Below are 19,804 nucleotides of genomic sequence, written 5' to 3' on the forward strand. Positions count from 1 at the left end.
AAGGCTTATGTGACATAAAAAATACCCCTTTCACCAATATAACGTTATTATTGGCAAAAGAAGTATTTTCATGCGGATGAATTAAACCTCCATAAAAATAGGTAAAATCATCGGCTTCCGCTTCGTTTGTTCAAATAAATATTGATACAATACATCACGTACATTTCCTTTTAATGTTCCCCAATCTCGCTGATTTTCTCCTAGTGATTGTTCAATTGTTTCTCGTACTAACTTCGCAGCATGATTCATCATTTCTTCAGCTTCTCTCACGTAGACAAATCCTCTAGAAATAATTTCTGGCCCTGCAACAATACATTTTTTCTCTTTGCTAAGCGTAACAATGACAATGAAAATACCATGCTGGGACAGTAATTTGCGATCACGTAATACAATTGCACCGATATCACCGACGCCAGCACCATCGATAAGCATGTTTCCTGTATGAATCTTCGGTCCTCGTTTTCCTACTTTGTTCGTGAATTCAATACTTTCTCCCTTATCTAATACAACAATCCGGTCGCTTTCCATTCCCATTTCTTCGGCTAATTTCGCATGTGCCTTTTGCATACGATATTCCCCGTGTACGGGTAATAAATATGCTGGTTTCATTAATTGAATCATTAATTTAAGCTCTTCTTGACATCCATGTCCGGATACGTGAATATTATTACGTCCATAAATCACATCCGCTCCAGAACGACACAATAAATTTACCGTTTTAGCAATAGATAGCTCATTCCCTGGTATAGGTGTCGCAGAAATAATGACCGTATCTCCTTTTTTAATTGTCACCTGCTTATGCATCCCTTTTGCCATGCGAGATAATGCTGCCAACGGCTCCCCTTGGCTCCCGGTTGATAGAATTGTAATATCTCGTTCCGGATAATGATCGACATCCATGATGGAAATAAGTAAGTCATCCGGAATACGTAAATATCCAAGTGTTTGTGCAATATCAATAACACGTACCATACTTCTACCAACAATCGCAACTTTCCGATTATGTAAATATGCTGCATCAAGTACTTGTTGCAGACGATGTATATTCGATGCAAAAGAAGCAACAATGACTCTTCCCTCTGCCTTCGCAAATACTTTTTGAATCTCTGCACCGACAATTCGCTCCGACTTCGTAAATCCTTGCTTCTCTGCATTTGTACTATCGGATAATAAACAAAGGACACCTTCTTTACCTAACGTGGCCATTTTGTATAAATCTGCATCTTGATCATCAATAGGAGTTTGATCGAATTTGAAGTCTCCCGTACAAACAAGAGCACCTTGTGATGTATGAATACTTACCCCAACCGAATCTGGGATACTATGCGTCGTTTTAAAAAATGAGACAGATGCCTTATCAAACATCATGATAGAATCAGCATCTATTACCTGCAAATTCGCCTTACTTAACACACCTACTTGGCTTAACTTATCTTCTACTAATCCAAGCGTCAGCTTTGTCCCATATATCGGGACTTGTACTTGTTGAATCAAATATGGTACACCACCAATATGGTCTTCATGGCCATGTGTTAAAAATAACCCTTTCACTCGCTCTTTATTCTCTACTAAATATGTAATATCAGGTAACACAAGGTCAATACCAAACATTTCTTCATCTGGGAACATAATCCCAGCATCTATAATAAAGATATCTTCATCTATCTCTATTACATACATGTTCTTTCCTATTTCACCTACTCCACCTAGTGCAAATACACGAATATTTTCTGCTGTCTTCATCAATTTCCACCTACCTTGTTTTAATCCGTTCTTTCTTAAGTATTTCTATTATACCATAGGTGGAAAATAGTTCCTACATCTTGGATTAGGAGTGTTTATTCTGTTCTAGCTGGATATATGTAATATATGTATGAAAGCCCATCTTTTCTAAAATTGGTGCACTATGCCCGTCTCTAGCATGTGTTGTGATAAGACGAATACCCGTTTCTTTTGCTTTTTGTAGACGAGCCTCTAAAAGAGCACGATATGCCCCTTTCTTTCGATAAGTTGATAATACGCCAGAACCGGTTAAATATAACGTTTTTCCGTCAGAACTTCTTCGATCCTGTGCATATCCTATCGGCTTGTCTCCTTCATAACATATGTAATACGTCCCTTTTTTATATGGAGAGGTTATATACGCTTTTCGTTGTTCAAACAAATAAGGCAATGATTCTTTATTATAGCCCCAAATCGCTGCACTCACCTCGACTAAATCCTCGATTTCCTTTTCTGTCTCTACTTCATAAACAACAAATGACTTCTCACGCATATTAGACTGCCAATCCGCTACTAACATGGCCATACCTTTGTATGTATCTTTTAGTTGGAATCCATATGTTGTCACTAATTCGCCAACCCCTTCTTGAAGCTGCTCTTCTGTCATCCACCATGCAAATGGAATATCCCCAAAGTATATAAGTACCCTTTCCACTTCTTCCTTCCTATTTTGTTGAAAGGCAAAACGAATGATTTTGTTAGCATAGGTAGATTGTACAAGTTCGTTTTTAATCATTATTAACCGATCACTGTGTATATACTCTACACTATCTGGTATTAATTCTTTTTCATAGTCCCAGTGCTGCGATTCAATCGCCTGCACTATACATTGATTATTCAAACTATTATCCATACTATCCCCCCATTGTATACAAAAAGAGCTATATGTTTATATAGCTCTTTTATCTATCATCTATTTATGCGAGAACTTCTGATAACTGAAGACGCTCACTTTCTGTTAATGGTACTAATGGCAAACGTACTGATCCAACATCTAGCCCTTTAAATTGAAGGGCTGTTTTCACAGGAGCTGGACTTGGTGCCATAAATAAAGCCGTCATGATTGGTACTAACTTCCCGTTTAATGTTTGAGCTTTTTTCAAGTCACCATCATTAAATGCCGTCATCATGTCTTGCATTTCGTTTCCGATAACATGTGAAGCAACAGATACTACTCCTCTTCCGCCAATCGCAAGAACAGATAATGTAATACCGTCATCTCCACTATATAGTGCAAAATCGTCGCTTGTATTGGCGATAATATTCGTCATCGATACAAGATCACCACTTGCATCTTTAATTGCTACGATATTATCAATTTTTGATAAACGTACCACAGTGTCTACTGTCATACCTGCTACTGTGCGACCAGGTACCGTATATACCATCACTGGTAATGCCGTTTCTCTCGCAATCGTTGCGAAATGTTGGTAAATACCTTCTTGGTTTGGCTTATTGTAATATGGTACAACGAGCATCACTGCATCTACACCAGCTGCTTCTGCTTTTTTCGTTAAACTAATCGATGATCTCGTATCGTTGCTTCCTGTTCCAGCGATAACTGGGACACGTTTATCGACGACTTTTACAACATGACGGAAAAGAGCTACCTTTTCTTCTGTCGTTAACGTTGGCGATTCTCCTGTTGTACCGGCTACAACGATAGACGTTGTACCATTCTCAATTAAATAATTTATTAACGTTGTTGTCTTCTCAAAGTCAATGTTCCCTTTCTTATCAAAAGGCGTCACCATTGCCGTTGCAATACTTCCAAAATCAATCATCTTACACACTCCTATTCGAAATCCTTCGCCATTTCACCTGATAATTCAAACGCACCGTGAAGTGCATTTACCGCTTGGATCATATCTTCATCACGTACTAATACCCAAATAGTAGTATGACTATCAGCTGATTGTAGAATGCCAATCCCTTGTTCAGACAGTGCTGTTACAATTTTGGACGTAACTCCTGGAACACCAGCAATACCAGCACCTACAATAGATACTTTCGCACAATGCTCCGTTACAATTGGCTCATATCCTTTCTCACGAAGAATAGCAACCGCTCGCTCTGTTACATCTCCATTCACTGTATACGCAACACCTGTTGGTGAAATGTTAATAAAATCAACAGAGATATTCGCTGCTGCCATCGCTTTAAATACCGTCGCTTGCAGATCATATGCGCCTTCTTTTTCCATTACTTTAATTTGTGTAACGTGTGAAACATGCGCAATACCTGTTACAATTCGCTCTTGAATTTCATTGCTTCCTTTCACAGTTACAAGTGTACCAGTCGATGTAGAATATGTCGAACGAACACGTAACGGTACTTTCGCATGCATCGCAATTTCTACTGCGCGTGGGTGAATAACTTTTGCTCCTGAGTATGCCATGTTACAAATTTCATTGTATGTCACAACATCTAGAGGGCGCGCATCTTCTACAATGCGCGGATCCGCTGTCATTACACCTTCTACATCTGTGAAAATATCAATATAATCCGCTTGCAAACTAGCACCTAATGCCGAAGCTGACGTATCACTACCACCACGTCCTAACGTCGTAATATCGCCTTCTTCCGTTTGACCTTGGAATCCTGCTACTACGACAACATCATGTTCTTCTAGCATACTACGTAAACGATCGCATTTCATGTCAACAATCTTTGCATTCGTGAAATCGTCGTTTGTGCAGAATCCTGCTGCTGCCCCGTTTATCGCTGTTGCCTTCACACCATTTTTATTTAACATATTAGAGAACACGATGGAAGAAATAATTTCTCCACAAGATAAAAGTAAATCTTGTTCTCTCGTTGACACACCTGTATCTTTCGCTTCAATTAAATTAAGTAACGTATCTGTCGCATACGGCTCTCCACTTCTTCCCATTGCAGAAACAACGACAACTACTTTATAGCCTTCCTCTAACGCATGTTTAATATGCATTAACGAATGCTTTCTACCTCGGTCGTCTCTTACAGACGTACCACCAAATTTTTGAACAATAATTTTCATTTTTGCACCTCAATGCTAGCCTATCTTACACTAATTGTAACTTTATTAAACTCTCTGCAATTTGTACAGAATTCCATGCAGCACCTTTTAATAAGTTATCAGACACAACCCATAAATGTAAGCCGTTGTCTTTGTTTAAATCTTTACGAATACGTCCAACAAACGTATCGTATTTACCTACCGCATAAAGTGGCATTGGATAAAGTTGTTCACTTGGATTATCCTGTAGAACAACACCATCTGCCTCTCGTAATAATGCTTTCACTTCTTCCACTTTTAGTGCTTTGTCTGTCTCAATGTATACAGATTCCGAATGACCTGATACAACTGGTAGACGTACACATGTTGCAGCTACTTCTAATTCTGGAAGATGCATAATTTTCTTCGTTTCATTAATCATTTTCATTTCTTCAAATGTGAAACCATTTTCTTCGAATTTATCAATCTGCGGGATTGCGTTGAAGGCGATTGGGTAATGTTTATCTAACGAACCTACTGGTAAGATTTCTGATGTTACCTCTTCTCCTTCAAGCATTGCCTTCGCTTGTGTTTTTAATTCGTTAATTGCTGCTGCTCCTGCTCCTGAAACAGCTTGATACGTTGAAACAATTACTTTATTTAAGCCATACGCTTTGCGAAGTGGTTCTAATGCAACAACCATCTGAATTGTTGAACAGTTAGGATTCGCAATAATACCATTATGGTTTCTTAAATCTTCTTCGTTTACTTCTGGTACTACTAAAGGAACAGTTGGATCCATACGGAAGGCACTTGTATTATCGATGACAATTGCACCACGCTTTACTGCTTCGGATGCTAATTCTTTCGATATGCTACCACCTGCACTAAATAAGGCAATATCCACTCCTTCAAAACTATCAGGAGTTGCTTCTTGCACTTCCACTTCTTGACCATTAAATAGTAGTTTTTTGCCAGCTGAGCGTTTTGAAGATAATAGAAGAATCTTTGAAATAGGAAACTCTCTATCTTCCAATGTTTTCATCATTTGTTGTCCTACCGCTCCTGTTGCACCGACAACGGCTACCGTATAAGCTTTACTCATTGTACAAACTCCTTTCAAATGCTCCTTTTTATACTCTGCTCCATTTTATCATATGAAAGAAGCTTAGTAGAATCTTTTTTATTTAATTATTTTTACTGATACTTATATTTTTCCACGATAACTGGTTGTAGTTGTTTTCCTTCAATTGCAGCCACAATCGTATCTCGAATCAAATCCATTCTCGCAACCATCGAGTTTGGTTTAACATGCGGTGCATCTTGCCCAAATGGAATGAAATAAATATTCTTTGTACTCATTAACTGCATAATATTCACACCATTCAAGCCAAGTGCATCATTTGTTGATATACCTAGTACAACTGGCTTTAAGTTACGCAATGTCGCTTTCGCAGCCATTAAAACCGGTGAATCCGTCATCGCATTTGCTAATTTGCTCATCGAGTTCCCCGTAAAAGGAGCAATAACCATACAATCTAATGGAATTTTCGGTCCAAGTGGTTCTGCTTTTACAATCGAATCAATCACTTTCTTTCCCGTGATTTCTTCCATTTTCGCAATCCACTCTTCTCCTTCACCAAATCGTGTATTTGTCGACTGCACCGTATGCGACACAACTGGTAGTACTTCCACACCTTCGTCAACTAACTGTTGTAAGTACGGCATTACTTCTTCATATGTGCAATGAGAACCTGTAAATCCGAAGCCAATCCGCTTTCCTTTTAACGACATCATTCCTTCTCCTCTCTAGCTTTCCATTCTTCTCCTAACAACTGTGTCAAAACCCCAGCGAGGATTTTTCCTGCGGTCTTTGGTGCAACAACCCCTGGTAATCCTGGAGCTAGTATTGCTTTAATTCCTCTTTTCTCTGCATAACGGAAGTCTGTTCCTCCTGGTCGCGACGCTAGATCAACAATAAGTGCATGAGATGGCATTCGTGAAATCACTTTGGCTGTGACAACAAGGTGAGGTATTGTGTTAATACAAATATCTACATCCTTCATGACCTCTTCTATTTCGTGCATATAAAAAGGCGTTAATCCCATTTCACTAATACGTGCAATATGTTCAGATCGTCTTGCTCCAACTCGAACTTTTGCACCTAAACCAGCAAATGCTCTTGCAACGCTCATTCCTGTTCTCCCTAATCCAAGAACCGCTACTGTTGAACCGTGAATTGTATAATCTGTATGTTGAATAACCATCATAATGGTACCTTCTACAGTTGGAATCGAATTATAAATCGCAACATCATCTCGTTCTAAAATTTTGACAAGCTTTCGATTCACTGTAATTTGATTCAAATAATCATTACTAATACCAGAATAAACTACTGCGTGCTTTGGTGTTTTTTCTATTAATCCTTGCGTTAAAATAACTTTTTCATTTGAAAAGATCGTATCTACTTCCCCTTTTGGATTTGTTCCTGCTACCGGTAAAATAATGGCATCTAATTCTTGAAATAACCCTTCACTAACTTGCTCCTTATTTGCTCCAGCAAAACCATGATCCAATTGATCAAAACCAATGAGAGATACTTTTGCATCTAATTCTATTAACTTACGAATAACTTCCAGCTGTCTTGCATCTCCTCCGATAACGGCTATATGCATGTTCGTTAACAAGCTTTCTTCACCTTCTTCTATACTAAATCATAATTAGACGTGCCTGCCTATTCGGTTTTTCTCCACATCATATGACACATGCGCCTAATCGGTGAATAAAAAAACAGCATCGCTATTGTAGCAATGCTGTGTCGTTCTCTTATTGTAACGCTGCTGGCAACTTACCGTCCGGGCTAATTAACGCAGCTGATCCCTTCGATCCAAAGATTCGGTGAATTAAATGGTGTACAGACTCTTCCGTTACTCCATTAATGCTTTCAACAATTGAATCAAGCGAACGATGCGTACCTAAAAGTAACTCATTCTTTCCGTTACGGCTCATGCGACTATTCGTGCTTTCTAAACTTAACATTAAGCTTCCTTTTAGCTGTTCACGACTATTGTTTAACTCTTTCGCCGTAATACCTGTATCTTTTAACTTTTGTACTGTTTCTTGAATTGTTTCATACAACGTATTAAGCTGGGTATTCCCTGTCCCACCATAAATTGTTAACATCCCGTTATCTTCGTATGAAGAATGATACGAGAATACTGAGTATGCAAGACCACGTTGCTCACGCACTTCTTGGAAAAGACGACTACTCATGCTCCCACCTAAGATATTATTTAAGACAATTAAGCTATAAATGTCCTTATCTCCAACTGAAAGTCCTTTATATCCTAAGCATAAGTGTGCTTGTTCTGTTTCTTTTTGGCGCACTAATACTTCTTCATGGAAACTTGGTGCTGTAATCGTTGCTTGTCTTCCTTTTCCTTCATATGACCCAAAATATTTCTCAACTTGAGAAATAAATGCTTCATCAATATTACCAGCAACAGATACAACTACTTTATCTGGTGTATAATTTTCATCCATATATGTACGTAACGTATCACCATTGAATGTTTCTAACGTTTCTTCCGTTCCTAAGATTGGATATCCTAGTGGGTGATTACCGTATGTTGCTCTCGTTAATAAATCATGGACGATATCATCTGGTGTATCTTCGTACATTTTAATTTCTTCTAACACGACATTTTTCTCTTTCTTTAACTCTTCTTCATCAAATGTTGAATTGAAGAACATGTCTGCTAATACTTCTAATGCATATGATGCATGATCGTCTAACACTTTCGCATAGTAGCATGTATATTCTTTTGACGTAAAGGCATTTACTTGACCGCCGATACTATCGAATGATTCTGCAATTTCCTTCGCATTGCGATTTGTCGTTCCTTTGAAAAACATATGCTCTAAGAAATGTGAGATTCCGTTATTTTGTTCATTTTCATGTCGTGAACCTGTATTTATCCATACACCAATCGCTACAGATCGTACCGTTGGGATATTCTCTAAAACAATTCTTACGCCATTTTGACATGTATATTTTTTAATCAAACAAGGTTCCTCCTATACCATACTTCTTCTGTTTATAAACTAACCCTTCCCTATCTTAACAATTATCTGAAGCGGTGTCATGCCTTAATTCACTCTTTCTTCATTTAATAAAGTAGAGATGTTCACAACGTCATATCCTTTTTCTCTAATTTGCTGAATTAATTCCTTAAGAGCTGAGTCTGTCGCTTCAGTCGGGTGCATAAGTACAATTGTACCCGGCTCTACTTTTTTCATTACACGTTCAATTAATACATCACGTGACGGTTTCTTCCAATCAATTGTATCAGCCGTCCACATAATGGTCTCCATGCCCATTTGCTTTACTTTTTTAATTACTTCCTCGTTATGTGTTCCACTAGGCGGCGCAAACCATTTCACATCTTTATTTGTAATCGCTTTAATCACATCATTTGTTTTCGTTAATTCCTCATGCAACTGACTAGAGGATAATGCAGTCATATTCGGATGTGTATACGAATGATTCCCTACTTCCTGCCCTGCTTCCACGATCATTTTTGCTAAATGTGGAAACTTCTTCACCCATCGTCCCTCTAAAAAAAAGGTAGCATGCGCGTTATTTTCTTTTAATGTCTTTAACATAGACGGTAAATATTCATTTCCCCATGCAACATTAATTGTAAACGCAACCATTTTCTTTTGGCCATTCCCCTTGAAAATTGGAGCTGGAGATAAGTCTTTTAAATGAACAGACGGAGGTACTTGTTTTACTACCACCTTTTTAGGATCAAATTTTCCTCCTGCTTTCATTTTCTTATGCGTTGCATCTACATCGACAGTTTGTCCGTTATAACCCGGAACAGCTTTCCAAATTTTATCGATACGTGCATTTTCAGGGGGAATTTCATATGTTGCAGCATGTTTTTTTATTTCTTCATAAAGTGGTACAGCTGATTTCGTGGAATCGTCTGTTTTCATCGTAGACATGTACGCTAATGAGGATTCGCCTTGTATCAGTAGCATTAATAAGACCGTATAACCAATTATTCTAAGACGCAGTGTATGTCCATTCATTAGTAGGACCCCCTAAATATAAAGTATGTGTTTCACATATTCCATAGAACAACAGAAAAAGGCTCTACCCTTAGTTTCAGAGTAGAGCCTTCATTTTATTCGTATTATTCTTGTTCTGTTTTCTCAGCGTCTTGTTCTTTCAGTGCAGCTTTGCGAGATAAGTTGACACGACCTTGCTTATCGACTTCTGTTACTTTTACAAGTACTTCATCACCAATCTTCACAATGTCTTCTACTTTTGCAACACGTTCTTCTGCTAATTCAGAAATATGAACTAAGCCATCTTTGCCAGCAAAGATTTCAACGAATGCACCAAACTTCTCAATACGTTTTACTTTACCTAAGTAGATTTTGCCTACTTCTACTTCACGAACAATATCTTCAATGATTTGTTTCGCTTTGTTGTTCATTTCATGGTCAATAGAAGAGATGAAGATTGTACCATCTTGCTCGATGTCAATCTTAACACCTGTTTCTTCAATAATCTTATTAATTTGTTTACCACTTGGTCCAATTACATCACGAATCTTATCCGGATTAATTGCCATCGTTAAGATTTTCGGAGCATACTGTGATAACTCTGTGCGTGGCGTATCAAGAGTAGCTAACATAGACTGTAAAATGTGCATACGGCCTAATTTCGCTTGTTGAAGTGCCTCTTCTAGAATCTCACGTGATAAGCCACTAATCTTAATGTCCATTTGAAGTGCTGTTACTCCGTTTTCTGTACCAGCTACTTTAAAGTCCATATCTCCTAAGTGGTCTTCCATACCTTGAATATCAGATAGAACTGTGTAGTTCTCTCCTGATTTCACTAAGCCCATTGCAATACCAGCAACTGGTGCTTTGATAGGTACACCTGCATCCATCATCGCAAGTGTTGACGCACAAATACTTGCTTGTGAAGACGAACCATTTGATTCTAATACTTCTGATACAAGACGTACTGTGTACGGGAAATCTTTCTCAGATGGCATAACCACTTCTAACGCACGCTCACCTAGTGCACCGTGACCAATTTCACGACGACCTGGGCCACGCATCGGTCTTGTTTCCCCTACACTGAAGTTAGGGAAGTTGTAATGATGCATGAATCGTTTTGATTCTTCTACACCAAGGCCATCTAGGATTTGTACATCGCCTAATGCACCTAACGTACAAATGCTTAATGCTTGTGTTTGTCCACGAGTGAATAAACCTGAACCGTGTGTACGAGGTAAGATACCTACTTCAGAAGATAATGGACGAATCTCGTCAATTTTACGGCCATCAGGACGTACTTTTTCCTCTGTAATTAAGCGGCGAACTTCTTCTTTTACGATTTTCGATAAGATTTCGCTAACTTGTCCTAATACATCCGCTTCTACTTCTTTCTCTTCGTAAGAAGCCTTCACACGTGCTTTTACTTCATTAATTGCATCTTCACGCGCATGCTTCTCATGCACTTGAATTGCAGCTAATAAGTCTTGCTCTGCAGATGCACGAACTTCTTTCTCAAGCTCTGCATCTACTTCATATAATGTAACTTCTGTCTTTTCTTTTCCAACTGCTGCTACAATCTCTTCTTGGAAAGCAATTAATTTCTTAATTGCATCATGACCAAACATGATAGCTTCTAACATTACTTCTTCAGGTACTTCTTTTGCACCAGCTTCAACCATGTTAATTGCATCTTTCGTTCCAGCAACTACTAAGTCGATATCACTTAACTCTGCTTGTTCTACTGATGGGTTGATGATGAATTCACCATCTACTCGTCCAACAATTACACCTGCAATTGGACCTTCAAACGGAATATCCGATACAGATAATGCTAATGAAGAACCGAACATTGCAGCTATTTCTGATGAGCAATCTTGGTCTACACTCATTACCATACTAACTACTTGTACTTCATTACGGAATCCATCAGCAAATAATGGACGGATTGGACGATCGATAAGACGACTAGCTAGAATCGCTCTTTCACTAGGACGTCCTTCACGTTTAATAAATCCTCCTGGAATTTTCCCTACTGCATATAAACGCTCTTCATAGTTAACAGTAAGTGGGAAAAAACCTACATTCTTTGGTTCTTTTGACGCAGTTGCTGTCGCTAAAACAACAGTATCACCATATCGAACTAATGCTGCACCGTTTGCTTGTTTTGCTAGTTGACCAACTTCAACTGTTAATTGACGACCAGCTAATTCCATGGAGAAAACAGCTTTTTCTTGTGCCATTATTGTAAGTGCCCCTCTCTAAATAATTTCATTATGTAATTTATATATTAAACGTATAATGTTTTAGTTATGTGCATTCGTTTTCTATTTACATTCGATAACGGATACATTTTGATGAAAGATAAATGATATACGTTTATCAATATTATTCCACTATTATTATCTCCTAATTATACGTTACTATCAACATCATTAGAAAGAAAATATTTTTTACCTAATAAAAAAGCGGGAATGCTCCCGCTTTTTACTAGATTATCGACGTAATCCAAGCTTTTGGATTAACTCACGGTAACGAGTAACATCGCTGTTACGTAAGTAAGTTAATAAGTTACGACGACGACCTACCATCTTTAGAAGACCACGACGTGAGTGGTGATCTTTCTTATGAGTACGTAAGTGTTCGTTTAATGAATTGATTTCCTCAGTTAGGACAGCAACTTGAACCTCTGGAGAACCAGTATCAGTCTCATGAGTTCTGTAAGCTGCAATAATTTCATTTTTACGTTCTTTTGTTAATGCCATCCTATTCACCTCCTAATTAAATTCATCCCCATTTGCCCAGCAAACGTCGGTGACTCGATTTGCCACGCAATGGTTCATAAGTACGTTATTTAGAATACTACTTTTCACGAGAAAAAGCAAGTACATTCTTGGGAGTTCTGAAAATATGTCTGAATTTGTTGTTTGTCTTCTTGAAGTTGGGCAATTAGCTCGTGAATACCATTAAATTTCTTTTCACTACGAATGCGAGTATACCACTCCACGATTACTTGCTCATGATAAATATCGTTATTGAAATCAAAGACATTCACTTCCACTGTTGCTTTCTTTAGGTCATCACGGAATGTTGGTTTAAATCCGATGTTACACATTCCATCATACCATTTATCGCGAATCTTAATCTTCACTGCATATACACCAAGTGGAGGCATCAAATATTCATCTTCTACTAAGACGTTCGCCGTAGGAAAGCCAATTGTTCGTCCACGCTTATCGCCATCTACAACGACACCACGCACAGCATAATGCCTACTTAATATCGTCGGAACTTTATCAACCTTCCCTGCTTGAACAAGTTGACGTAGGCGAGTCGAACTAATCTTCTCATCTTCATATTCTACTTTCCCAATAACCGTTTGGTCGAATTGGTCTCGTGAATGGAATGGCAATGTTTCCATTGTACCTTTCCCTAAACGTCCATATGAATAATCAAATCCAGCCACTACGTGCTTCACATGTAAGCCAATGATATACTCATCAACAAATTGTTGGGGCTGTAAATCAGCAAAAAATTCATCAAACTTTACAACGTATAATGTATCAATACCCAGTTCTTCTATTAAGCTTTCCTTATCTCTCATCGACGTAAGATACTCCACTTGTTGCTTATCTTTTCTCAACACAACTAACGGATGTGGATAAAAGGTCATTACCGCGCTTTTTATTCCAAGCTTCGTTGCAGTTTCTTTTGCTGTTTTAATTACTTGTTGGTGACCTAAATGGACACCATCAAAAAACCCTAAAGCCATTACTGTTGGCTCTAGTTCATCTTTATTTAATGTATGTGGATGTGTTAAATAAATAGTTTTCACGTGTGTTCACCTTTTCGTTAGAGAATACAAAATGAAACGTCACTTTTACGATACTCGTATATGATTTGTTTTTCAATTATTTTAACTCATTATTGTTTACTAATACTTTTTCTGGCTTAAACAACGACGGATTCTTATCGTATGTTTGATAAATAGCTAGGCAACGTCCTTCGTTATTATATATAGCTATTCGTTCAGACGAAAGGAGCTCTGTCGGTACTTTAATTATACCACCGTTTCGAATTTTTTGTTCTAACTCTCCGTCTACTTCAAATCTTGGGAACATCGAAAGTGCTTCATCAATAGAAATAAAGACCTCCTGCACATTTCCCTCTTCCACAAACTGTTCTAATTGTTCAAATGTATAGCATTGCTCCAACGTAAATTTTCCAGATGCTGTACGAATTAAATCAGACATGTGTGATGGATAACCAAGTCTTTCTCCAATCATTACGGCTAGCGTTCGTACATATGTACCTTTACTACACGCAACACGGAAGCGGAATGAAATTTCTTCTCCTTCAAATGTTTCACGATCATCTAGTAACTCAAATGTATCAATTGTAATTGTACGAATTGGTCGCTCTACTTCTATTCCTTTGCGAGCGTATTCATATAGTTTCTTTCCGTTTACCTTTACCGCAGAATACATCGGGGGGGTTTGTTGCAACTGCCCTGTTAATGATTGAAGCACTTGTAACACTTCTTCTCGTTTAATAACACGCTCGACACTCTTCTGCTCCACAACTTCTCCAGATGCATCTTCTGTCGTTGTACTAAAGCCGAGTGTTACCTCTCCTTCATACGTCTTCGTATCACTTGTTAAATATTCCACAAGTTTCGTTGCTCTACCTACACAAATTGGAAGTACACCCGTTACGTCTGGATCAAGCGTTCCCGTATGACCGATTTTCTTTTCTCTTAATAACTTCCTTAACTTAAATACACAGTCGTGCGAAGTTAATCCTTTTGGTTTATGAAGAAGTACAATTCCCTCCATCATGTCTTTCACCTCTATTTTCTATCATCCTATAGATGTGTATCTCTATACTTCAAAAAAATGGATAGACGGAGTCGTCTATCCATTATTCTTATTCTTGATTCTCTCTTCTAAGTTGATGTAATAACGTATCGATTCGATTACCGTAATCGATAGACTCATCAAATTCGAATAAAATCTCAGGTGTTTTACGAAGACGGATACGTTGGCCGATTTCAGAACGAATGAAACCTTTTGCCTTTGATAATCCTTTTAACGTATTTTGACGTTGCTCTTCGTCACCTAATACCGAGATAAATACTTTTGCAATTTGTAAATCTCCACTTACTTCTACATCCGTTACTGTTACGAATCCGATACGTGGATCTTTAATTTTACGACTAATGATTTCGCCAAGCTCTTTTTTCATTTGCTCGCCTACTCGATTTGAACGTATTTTCATACTGTCACCTCATCTAGAGCCATTCTATCTTTATTACTATTTATTCTATTTCAAAAGTGAACGAACGTAACTGAATACTTGTACCACTTTATGAAATTCTTTTAATTTTGATGATAAGACACATGGTTCACGTTACTTACCATGTGTCTTTCTCATCTCTATAAGAATATCTTAATTACTTACGCTCGATTTCTTCCATTACGAATGCTTCGATTACATCGCCTTCTTTAAGGTCGTTGAATTTCTCAACTGTAATACCACACTCATAACCTTGTGCAACTTCTTTCGCATCGTCTTTGAAACGCTTAAGTGCGTCTACTTTACCTTCGTAAATAACGATACCATCACGGATAACACGAACGCCGCTATCACGAGTAATTTTTCCGTCTGTTACGTAAGAACCTGCAATTGTACCAACTTTTGATACTTTGAATACTTGACGAACTTCTGCTTGACCAATTACTTTCTCTTCGAATTCTGGGTCTAACATACCTTTCATCGCAGATTCAATTTCTTCCATTACTTTGTAGATGATACGGTGTAAGCGAATATCTACATTCTCTACGTCAGCTGTACGTTTTGCGTTAACATCTGGACGTACGTTGAAACCAATCACGATAGCATTAGAAGCAGAAGCTAAAATTATATCAGATTCTGTAATTGCACCTACGCCTGTGTGAATAATTTTAACGCGTACACCTTCTACTTCAATCTTCTGTAATGAGCCAACAAGTGCCTCTGCAGAACCTTGAACGTCCGCTTTTACGATTACGTTAATTTCTTTTACTTCACCTTGTTTGATTTGTTCGAATAAATCTTCAAGGCTAAGTTTTGATTTTTCACCACGTTGTGCAAGAAGATGGTTCTTCGCACGCGTTTCTCCTACTTGACGAGCTTTTTTCTCATCAGAGAATACCATGAAGCGGTCACCAGCTTGTGGTACTTCATTTAAACCAGTAATTTCAACTGGAGTAGATGGACCTACTTCTTTCACACGACGACCTAAATCGTTAACCATCGCACGTACACGGCCGAATGCATTACCTACTACGATTGGGTCACCTACGCGTAGTGTACCGTTTTGAACTAGTAATGTTGCAACAGAACCTTTTCCTTTATCAAGCTCTGCCTCAATTACTGTACCTAATGCAGCACGTTTTGGATTTGCTTTATATTCTTCTACTTCACTTACAAGAAGAATCATCTCAAGTAATGAATCAATACCATCACCACTTAAAGCTGAAATTGGTACGAAAATTGTATCGCCGCCCCAATCTTCAGGAACTAAACCGTATTCTGTTAATTCTTGCATAACACGGTCTGGATTTGCAGTTGGCTTATCCATTTTGTTAACTGCGATAATAATTGGTACTTCCGCAGCTTTCGCATGGTTAATTGCTTCTACTGTTTGTGGCATTACACCGTCATCAGCAGCAACAACAATAATTGTAATATCTGTTACTTGCGCACCACGTGCACGCATTGTTGTGAAGGCTGCGTGACCTGGTGTATCTAAGAATGTAATCTTCTTATCGTTTACTTCAACTTGATATGCACCGATATGCTGTGTAATACCACCAGCTTCTCCAGCTGTTACTTTTGAGTTACGGATAGAGTCTAATAATGTTGTTTTACCATGGTCAACGTGACCCATAATTGTAACAACAGCAGGACGTTCTACTAAGTCTGCCGCGTCTTCTTCACTATCGATAAACGTTTCAAAATCTGTCTCGTCAACGACTACTTCCTCTTCCACTTCCATGCCATAGTCACCAGCGATTAACTCAATTGAATCCTTGTCTAAATCTTGGTTAATTGTAGCCATCACACCTAACATGAATAACTTCTTGATGATTTCCGATGGCTCTTTTCCCATCTTTGCTGCAAGTTCTGCAACTGTTAATGATCCAGAATACACAATTTTATTCGACTGTTCGTTTTGATTATTGTTTTTTTTATTCATATGGTTTTTGCCTTTCTTATTCGTAGACATCAAACTATTCTTGCTGTGAGATTCTTCGATTGTTAGTTTTTTGCTATCGTTTTTTTTCTTTTTATTACTGTTCTTTTTCCCCTTGATAAGAACAGGTACTTGTTTATTACGATCGTTTAATACATCTTGTTGTTCTGTCTTAGGTGTCGGTGTCGAAAGATTAACATTGGTTACTGGTTGTTTGAACGAATCGTTCAACCTTGTCACAACGTCCGTATCAATCGTCGTCATGTGGTTTGTAACATCAATATTCATCTCTTTCAGTTTCAGTATTACTTCTTTGCTAGACAAGTTCTGCTTTTTTGCATATTCATATATTCGCATTTTTGTCATACCTTCACCTCCGACAAATTTACATAAGCGTCTTCAATTTGTTGGCAAACCCTGCGTCTGTTACTGCAACCACAACTCTTGCGTCTTTTCCGATTGCATTCCCCAATTCATAGCGATCGCTTACTGTCTTTACTGGTACCTTGTAATAACTCGCTTTGTCCGTTACCTTTTTCATTGTATTGTTCGAAGCATCTGCTGCAATAATAACTAACTTCGCTCTATTACTACGTACTTCCTTTATTACTAGTTCTTCTCCAGAGGTTATTTTCCTTGCACGATTTGCAATTCCTAGTAGAGATTTCCACTTATTATTGTCTGACATGTCTATTTACTCCGTATCTACTAATGCAAGCAATTCTTCGTATACACTTGCACCTACTTTTGCTTTCAGATGATGATCTAGTACATTTTTTTGCTGCGCAAGCAAGATACATTCTTTATCTTTGCTCACATAAGCACCTCTGCCAGACTTCTTGCCTGTTAAATCGATGGAAACTTCGCCTTCTTTTGAACGTACAATACGAACTAGTTCTTTTTTAGGTCTCATTTCTTGTGTTACAACACATTTTCTTAAAGGTACTTTTTTCATGCTCACTACTTTTCACTCCTATTCGATTTCATCACTTAGTAAATCGAACAACGGTGCATTTTCATCCGCTTTGTACATACCTAATTTTTCTGCATCTGATTGGCTCTTAATATCGATCTTCCAGCCAGTTAACTTAGCCGCAAGACGAGCATTTTGACCTTTTTTACCGATTGCTAATGATAATTGATGATCTGGAACGATAACCGTCGTTGCTTTCTCTTCTTCGTTCACTTGTACTTCTAATACTTGTGAAGGACTAAGTGCATTCGCAACAAATTCAACTGGGTCATTTGACCAGCGAACGATATCAATTTTCTCACCTTTTAATTCGTTCACAACTGCTTGCACACGTTGACCTTTTGGTCCTACGCATGAACCAACTGGATCTAAGTCAGCATTCTCGGAATGTACAGAGATTTTCGAACGATCTCCAGCTTCACGTGCAACAGATTTTACTTCTACTGTTCCATCGTAAATTTCTGGTACTTCTAATTCGAATAAACGCTTTAATAAGCCTGGGTGTGTACGTGATACGTAAATTTGTGGACCTTTTGTCGTCTTCTCTACTTTCGTAATGAACACTTTAATACGGTCATGTGGCTTATAATGCTCAGAAGGCATTTGTTCACTTAATGGTAATAACGCTTCGATTTTGCCTAAGTGCACATAAATGAACTTTGAATCTTGACGTTGAACAGTACCTGTCATGATATCTTCTTCACGATCGATATATTCATTATAGATAACTCCGCGCTCTGCTTCACGTACACGTTGTGTAACAACCTGCTTCGCAGTTTGCGCTGCAATACGACCAAATTCTTTTGGAGTTACTTCAATTTCAATAATATCTCCAGATTGGTAGTTCGGGTTGATTTCACGTGCTTGTGGCACAGAAATTTCTAGGCGTGGATCGAATACATTGTCGACCACGTCTTTACGCGCGAACACACGCATACTTCCGATTTCAGGGTTGAAATCTACGCGTACGTTTTGTGCTTGGTTATAGTTGCGTTTGTAAGCAGAAATAAGTGCTGCTTCTACCGCTTCAATAATTACTTCTTTACCAATGCCTTTTTCTTCTACTAACTTTAGTAAGGCATCCATTAACTCAGTGCTCATGCTGATCCCCCTTATTATTAAAAAGTAACAGCAAGTCTTGCACTTGCTACCTTTTCATATGGAATAACAATTTCTTTTTTTCTTGTTTTGATCGTTTGTAATAGTGTCACTTCAGCTCCATCAAAATTCAGTAACTGACCTTCAAACATTTTCTCTCCATTAATTGGCTCATATGTTTTGATAGCTACTTGTTTCCCAATGGCTTTTTGGAAATCTTTCTCTTTCTTCAATGGGCGTTCTGCTCCTGGAGAAGAAACGTCTAAGAAGTAAAGGTTATCAATTGGATCTTGCTCATCCAATAATTCACTTAGCTTCTCACTCACATTTCCACAATCCTCGATATCAATACCATCTTCAGAATCAATAAATACGCGCAAGAACCAATCTTTTCCTTCTTTTACATACTCTATATCTACTAATTCTAAATTTAATTCGTCTACAATCGGCTGTGCTAATTCCGCAACAATTTCTGTTACTTTCTTGCTCATATATAGCCTCCTTCCTACAGATGAACCCCTAACTATTTACTATATGATGAAAATACCCCGCTTTTCTTAGCAGGGACTTGTTTTTCTTAGTATTACCAACTAAAACCGTAAAAAAAATTACCAAAATATGTATTACTAAGAAAACATACAAGAAAGAGAAGATGATGAAA

The 19,804-nt window shown here is 38.0% G+C and carries 18 protein-coding genes and 1 pseudogene; all 19 read right to left on the minus strand.

Annotated features, from left to right (window positions below):
• Nucleotides 1-81: 81 nt before the first annotated feature.
• Nucleotides 82-1,743 (minus strand): ribonuclease J, encoded by a 1,662-nt coding sequence (locus IEV41_RS06930; protein ID WP_188387668.1) that lies wholly within the window; start codon nucleotides 1,741-1,743, stop codon nucleotides 82-84.
• Nucleotides 1,744-1,828: 85 nt separating this feature from the next.
• Nucleotides 1,829-2,635 (minus strand): GNAT family N-acetyltransferase, encoded by an 807-nt coding sequence (locus IEV41_RS06935; protein ID WP_188387669.1) that lies wholly within the window; start codon nucleotides 2,633-2,635, stop codon nucleotides 1,829-1,831.
• Between the two features lie 64 nt (nucleotides 2,636-2,699).
• Nucleotides 2,700-3,566: a 4-hydroxy-tetrahydrodipicolinate synthase gene (gene dapA / locus IEV41_RS06940; protein WP_188387670.1), complete on the minus strand. Its 867-nt coding sequence runs from the start codon at nucleotides 3,564-3,566 to the stop codon at nucleotides 2,700-2,702.
• 11 nt (nucleotides 3,567-3,577) lie between these two features.
• The gene (gene dapG / locus IEV41_RS06945; protein ID WP_188387671.1) at nucleotides 3,578-4,801 is read right to left on the minus strand and encodes an aspartate kinase; all 1,224 of its coding nucleotides are present in this window, start codon (nucleotides 4,799-4,801) and stop codon (nucleotides 3,578-3,580) included.
• 25 nt (nucleotides 4,802-4,826) lie between these two features.
• A complete protein-coding gene (asd, locus tag IEV41_RS06950; protein WP_188387672.1) occupies nucleotides 4,827-5,864 on the minus strand; it encodes an aspartate-semialdehyde dehydrogenase in 1,038 nt (345 codons plus the stop codon).
• A 92-nt stretch (nucleotides 5,865-5,956) separates the two neighbouring features.
• Nucleotides 5,957-6,553, minus strand: a complete 597-nt coding sequence (locus tag IEV41_RS06955) for a dipicolinate synthase subunit B (RefSeq protein WP_188388712.1) — start codon at nucleotides 6,551-6,553, stop codon at nucleotides 5,957-5,959.
• Nucleotides 6,553-7,446, minus strand: coding sequence for a dipicolinic acid synthetase subunit A (gene dpaA, locus IEV41_RS06960; RefSeq protein WP_188387673.1), 894 nt, complete (start codon nucleotides 7,444-7,446; stop codon nucleotides 6,553-6,555). The genes IEV41_RS06955 and dpaA overlap by 1 nt, the downstream gene beginning before the upstream one ends.
• Nucleotides 7,447-7,585: 139 nt before the next feature.
• A complete protein-coding gene (locus IEV41_RS06965; protein WP_188387674.1) occupies nucleotides 7,586-8,824 on the minus strand; it encodes a M16 family metallopeptidase in 1,239 nt (412 codons plus the stop codon).
• 84 nt (nucleotides 8,825-8,908) lie between these two features.
• Nucleotides 8,909-9,841, minus strand: a complete 933-nt coding sequence (locus IEV41_RS06970; protein WP_373284202.1) for a polysaccharide deacetylase family protein — start codon at nucleotides 9,839-9,841, stop codon at nucleotides 8,909-8,911.
• A gap of 119 nt (nucleotides 9,842-9,960) precedes the next feature.
• Nucleotides 9,961-12,078 carry a polyribonucleotide nucleotidyltransferase gene (gene pnp / locus IEV41_RS06975; protein WP_188387675.1) on the minus strand — a complete coding sequence of 706 codons (2,118 nt, stop codon included), beginning with the start codon at nucleotides 12,076-12,078 and terminating at the stop codon, nucleotides 9,961-9,963.
• A gap of 252 nt (nucleotides 12,079-12,330) precedes the next feature.
• Nucleotides 12,331-12,600: a 30S ribosomal protein S15 gene (rpsO, locus tag IEV41_RS06980; RefSeq protein ID WP_188388714.1), complete on the minus strand. Its 270-nt coding sequence runs from the start codon at nucleotides 12,598-12,600 to the stop codon at nucleotides 12,331-12,333.
• Between the two features lie 97 nt (nucleotides 12,601-12,697).
• Nucleotides 12,698-13,670: pseudogene (gene ribF / locus IEV41_RS06985) on the minus strand (bifunctional riboflavin kinase/FAD synthetase).
• 76 nt (nucleotides 13,671-13,746) lie between these two features.
• Nucleotides 13,747-14,670, minus strand: coding sequence for a tRNA pseudouridine(55) synthase TruB (gene truB / locus IEV41_RS06990; protein ID WP_188388715.1), 924 nt, complete (start codon nucleotides 14,668-14,670; stop codon nucleotides 13,747-13,749).
• Between the two features lie 91 nt (nucleotides 14,671-14,761).
• Nucleotides 14,762-15,112 carry a 30S ribosome-binding factor RbfA gene (rbfA, locus tag IEV41_RS06995; protein ID WP_188387677.1) on the minus strand — a complete coding sequence of 117 codons (351 nt, stop codon included), beginning with the start codon at nucleotides 15,110-15,112 and terminating at the stop codon, nucleotides 14,762-14,764.
• A 175-nt stretch (nucleotides 15,113-15,287) separates the two neighbouring features.
• A complete protein-coding gene (gene infB / locus IEV41_RS07000) occupies nucleotides 15,288-17,438 on the minus strand; it encodes a translation initiation factor IF-2 (RefSeq protein ID WP_188387678.1) in 2,151 nt (716 codons plus the stop codon).
• A gap of 19 nt (nucleotides 17,439-17,457) precedes the next feature.
• The gene (locus IEV41_RS07005; protein WP_188387679.1) at nucleotides 17,458-17,760 is read right to left on the minus strand and encodes a YlxQ family RNA-binding protein; all 303 of its coding nucleotides are present in this window, start codon (nucleotides 17,758-17,760) and stop codon (nucleotides 17,458-17,460) included.
• Between the two features lie 6 nt (nucleotides 17,761-17,766).
• A complete protein-coding gene (gene rnpM, locus IEV41_RS07010; RefSeq protein ID WP_188387680.1) occupies nucleotides 17,767-18,033 on the minus strand; it encodes an RNase P modulator RnpM in 267 nt (88 codons plus the stop codon).
• 12 nt (nucleotides 18,034-18,045) lie between these two features.
• Nucleotides 18,046-19,146 carry a transcription termination factor NusA gene (gene nusA, locus IEV41_RS07015; RefSeq protein ID WP_188387681.1) on the minus strand — a complete coding sequence of 367 codons (1,101 nt, stop codon included), beginning with the start codon at nucleotides 19,144-19,146 and terminating at the stop codon, nucleotides 18,046-18,048.
• A 17-nt stretch (nucleotides 19,147-19,163) separates the two neighbouring features.
• Nucleotides 19,164-19,634: a ribosome maturation factor RimP gene (gene rimP, locus IEV41_RS07020; RefSeq protein ID WP_188387682.1), complete on the minus strand. Its 471-nt coding sequence runs from the start codon at nucleotides 19,632-19,634 to the stop codon at nucleotides 19,164-19,166.
• Between the last annotated feature and the right edge of the window lie 170 nt (nucleotides 19,635-19,804).

The sequence above is a fragment of the Priestia taiwanensis genome, from assembly GCF_014638355.1.
GTDB classification, from domain to species: Bacteria; Bacillota; Bacilli; order Bacillales; family Bacillaceae_G; genus Priestia_D; species Priestia_D taiwanensis.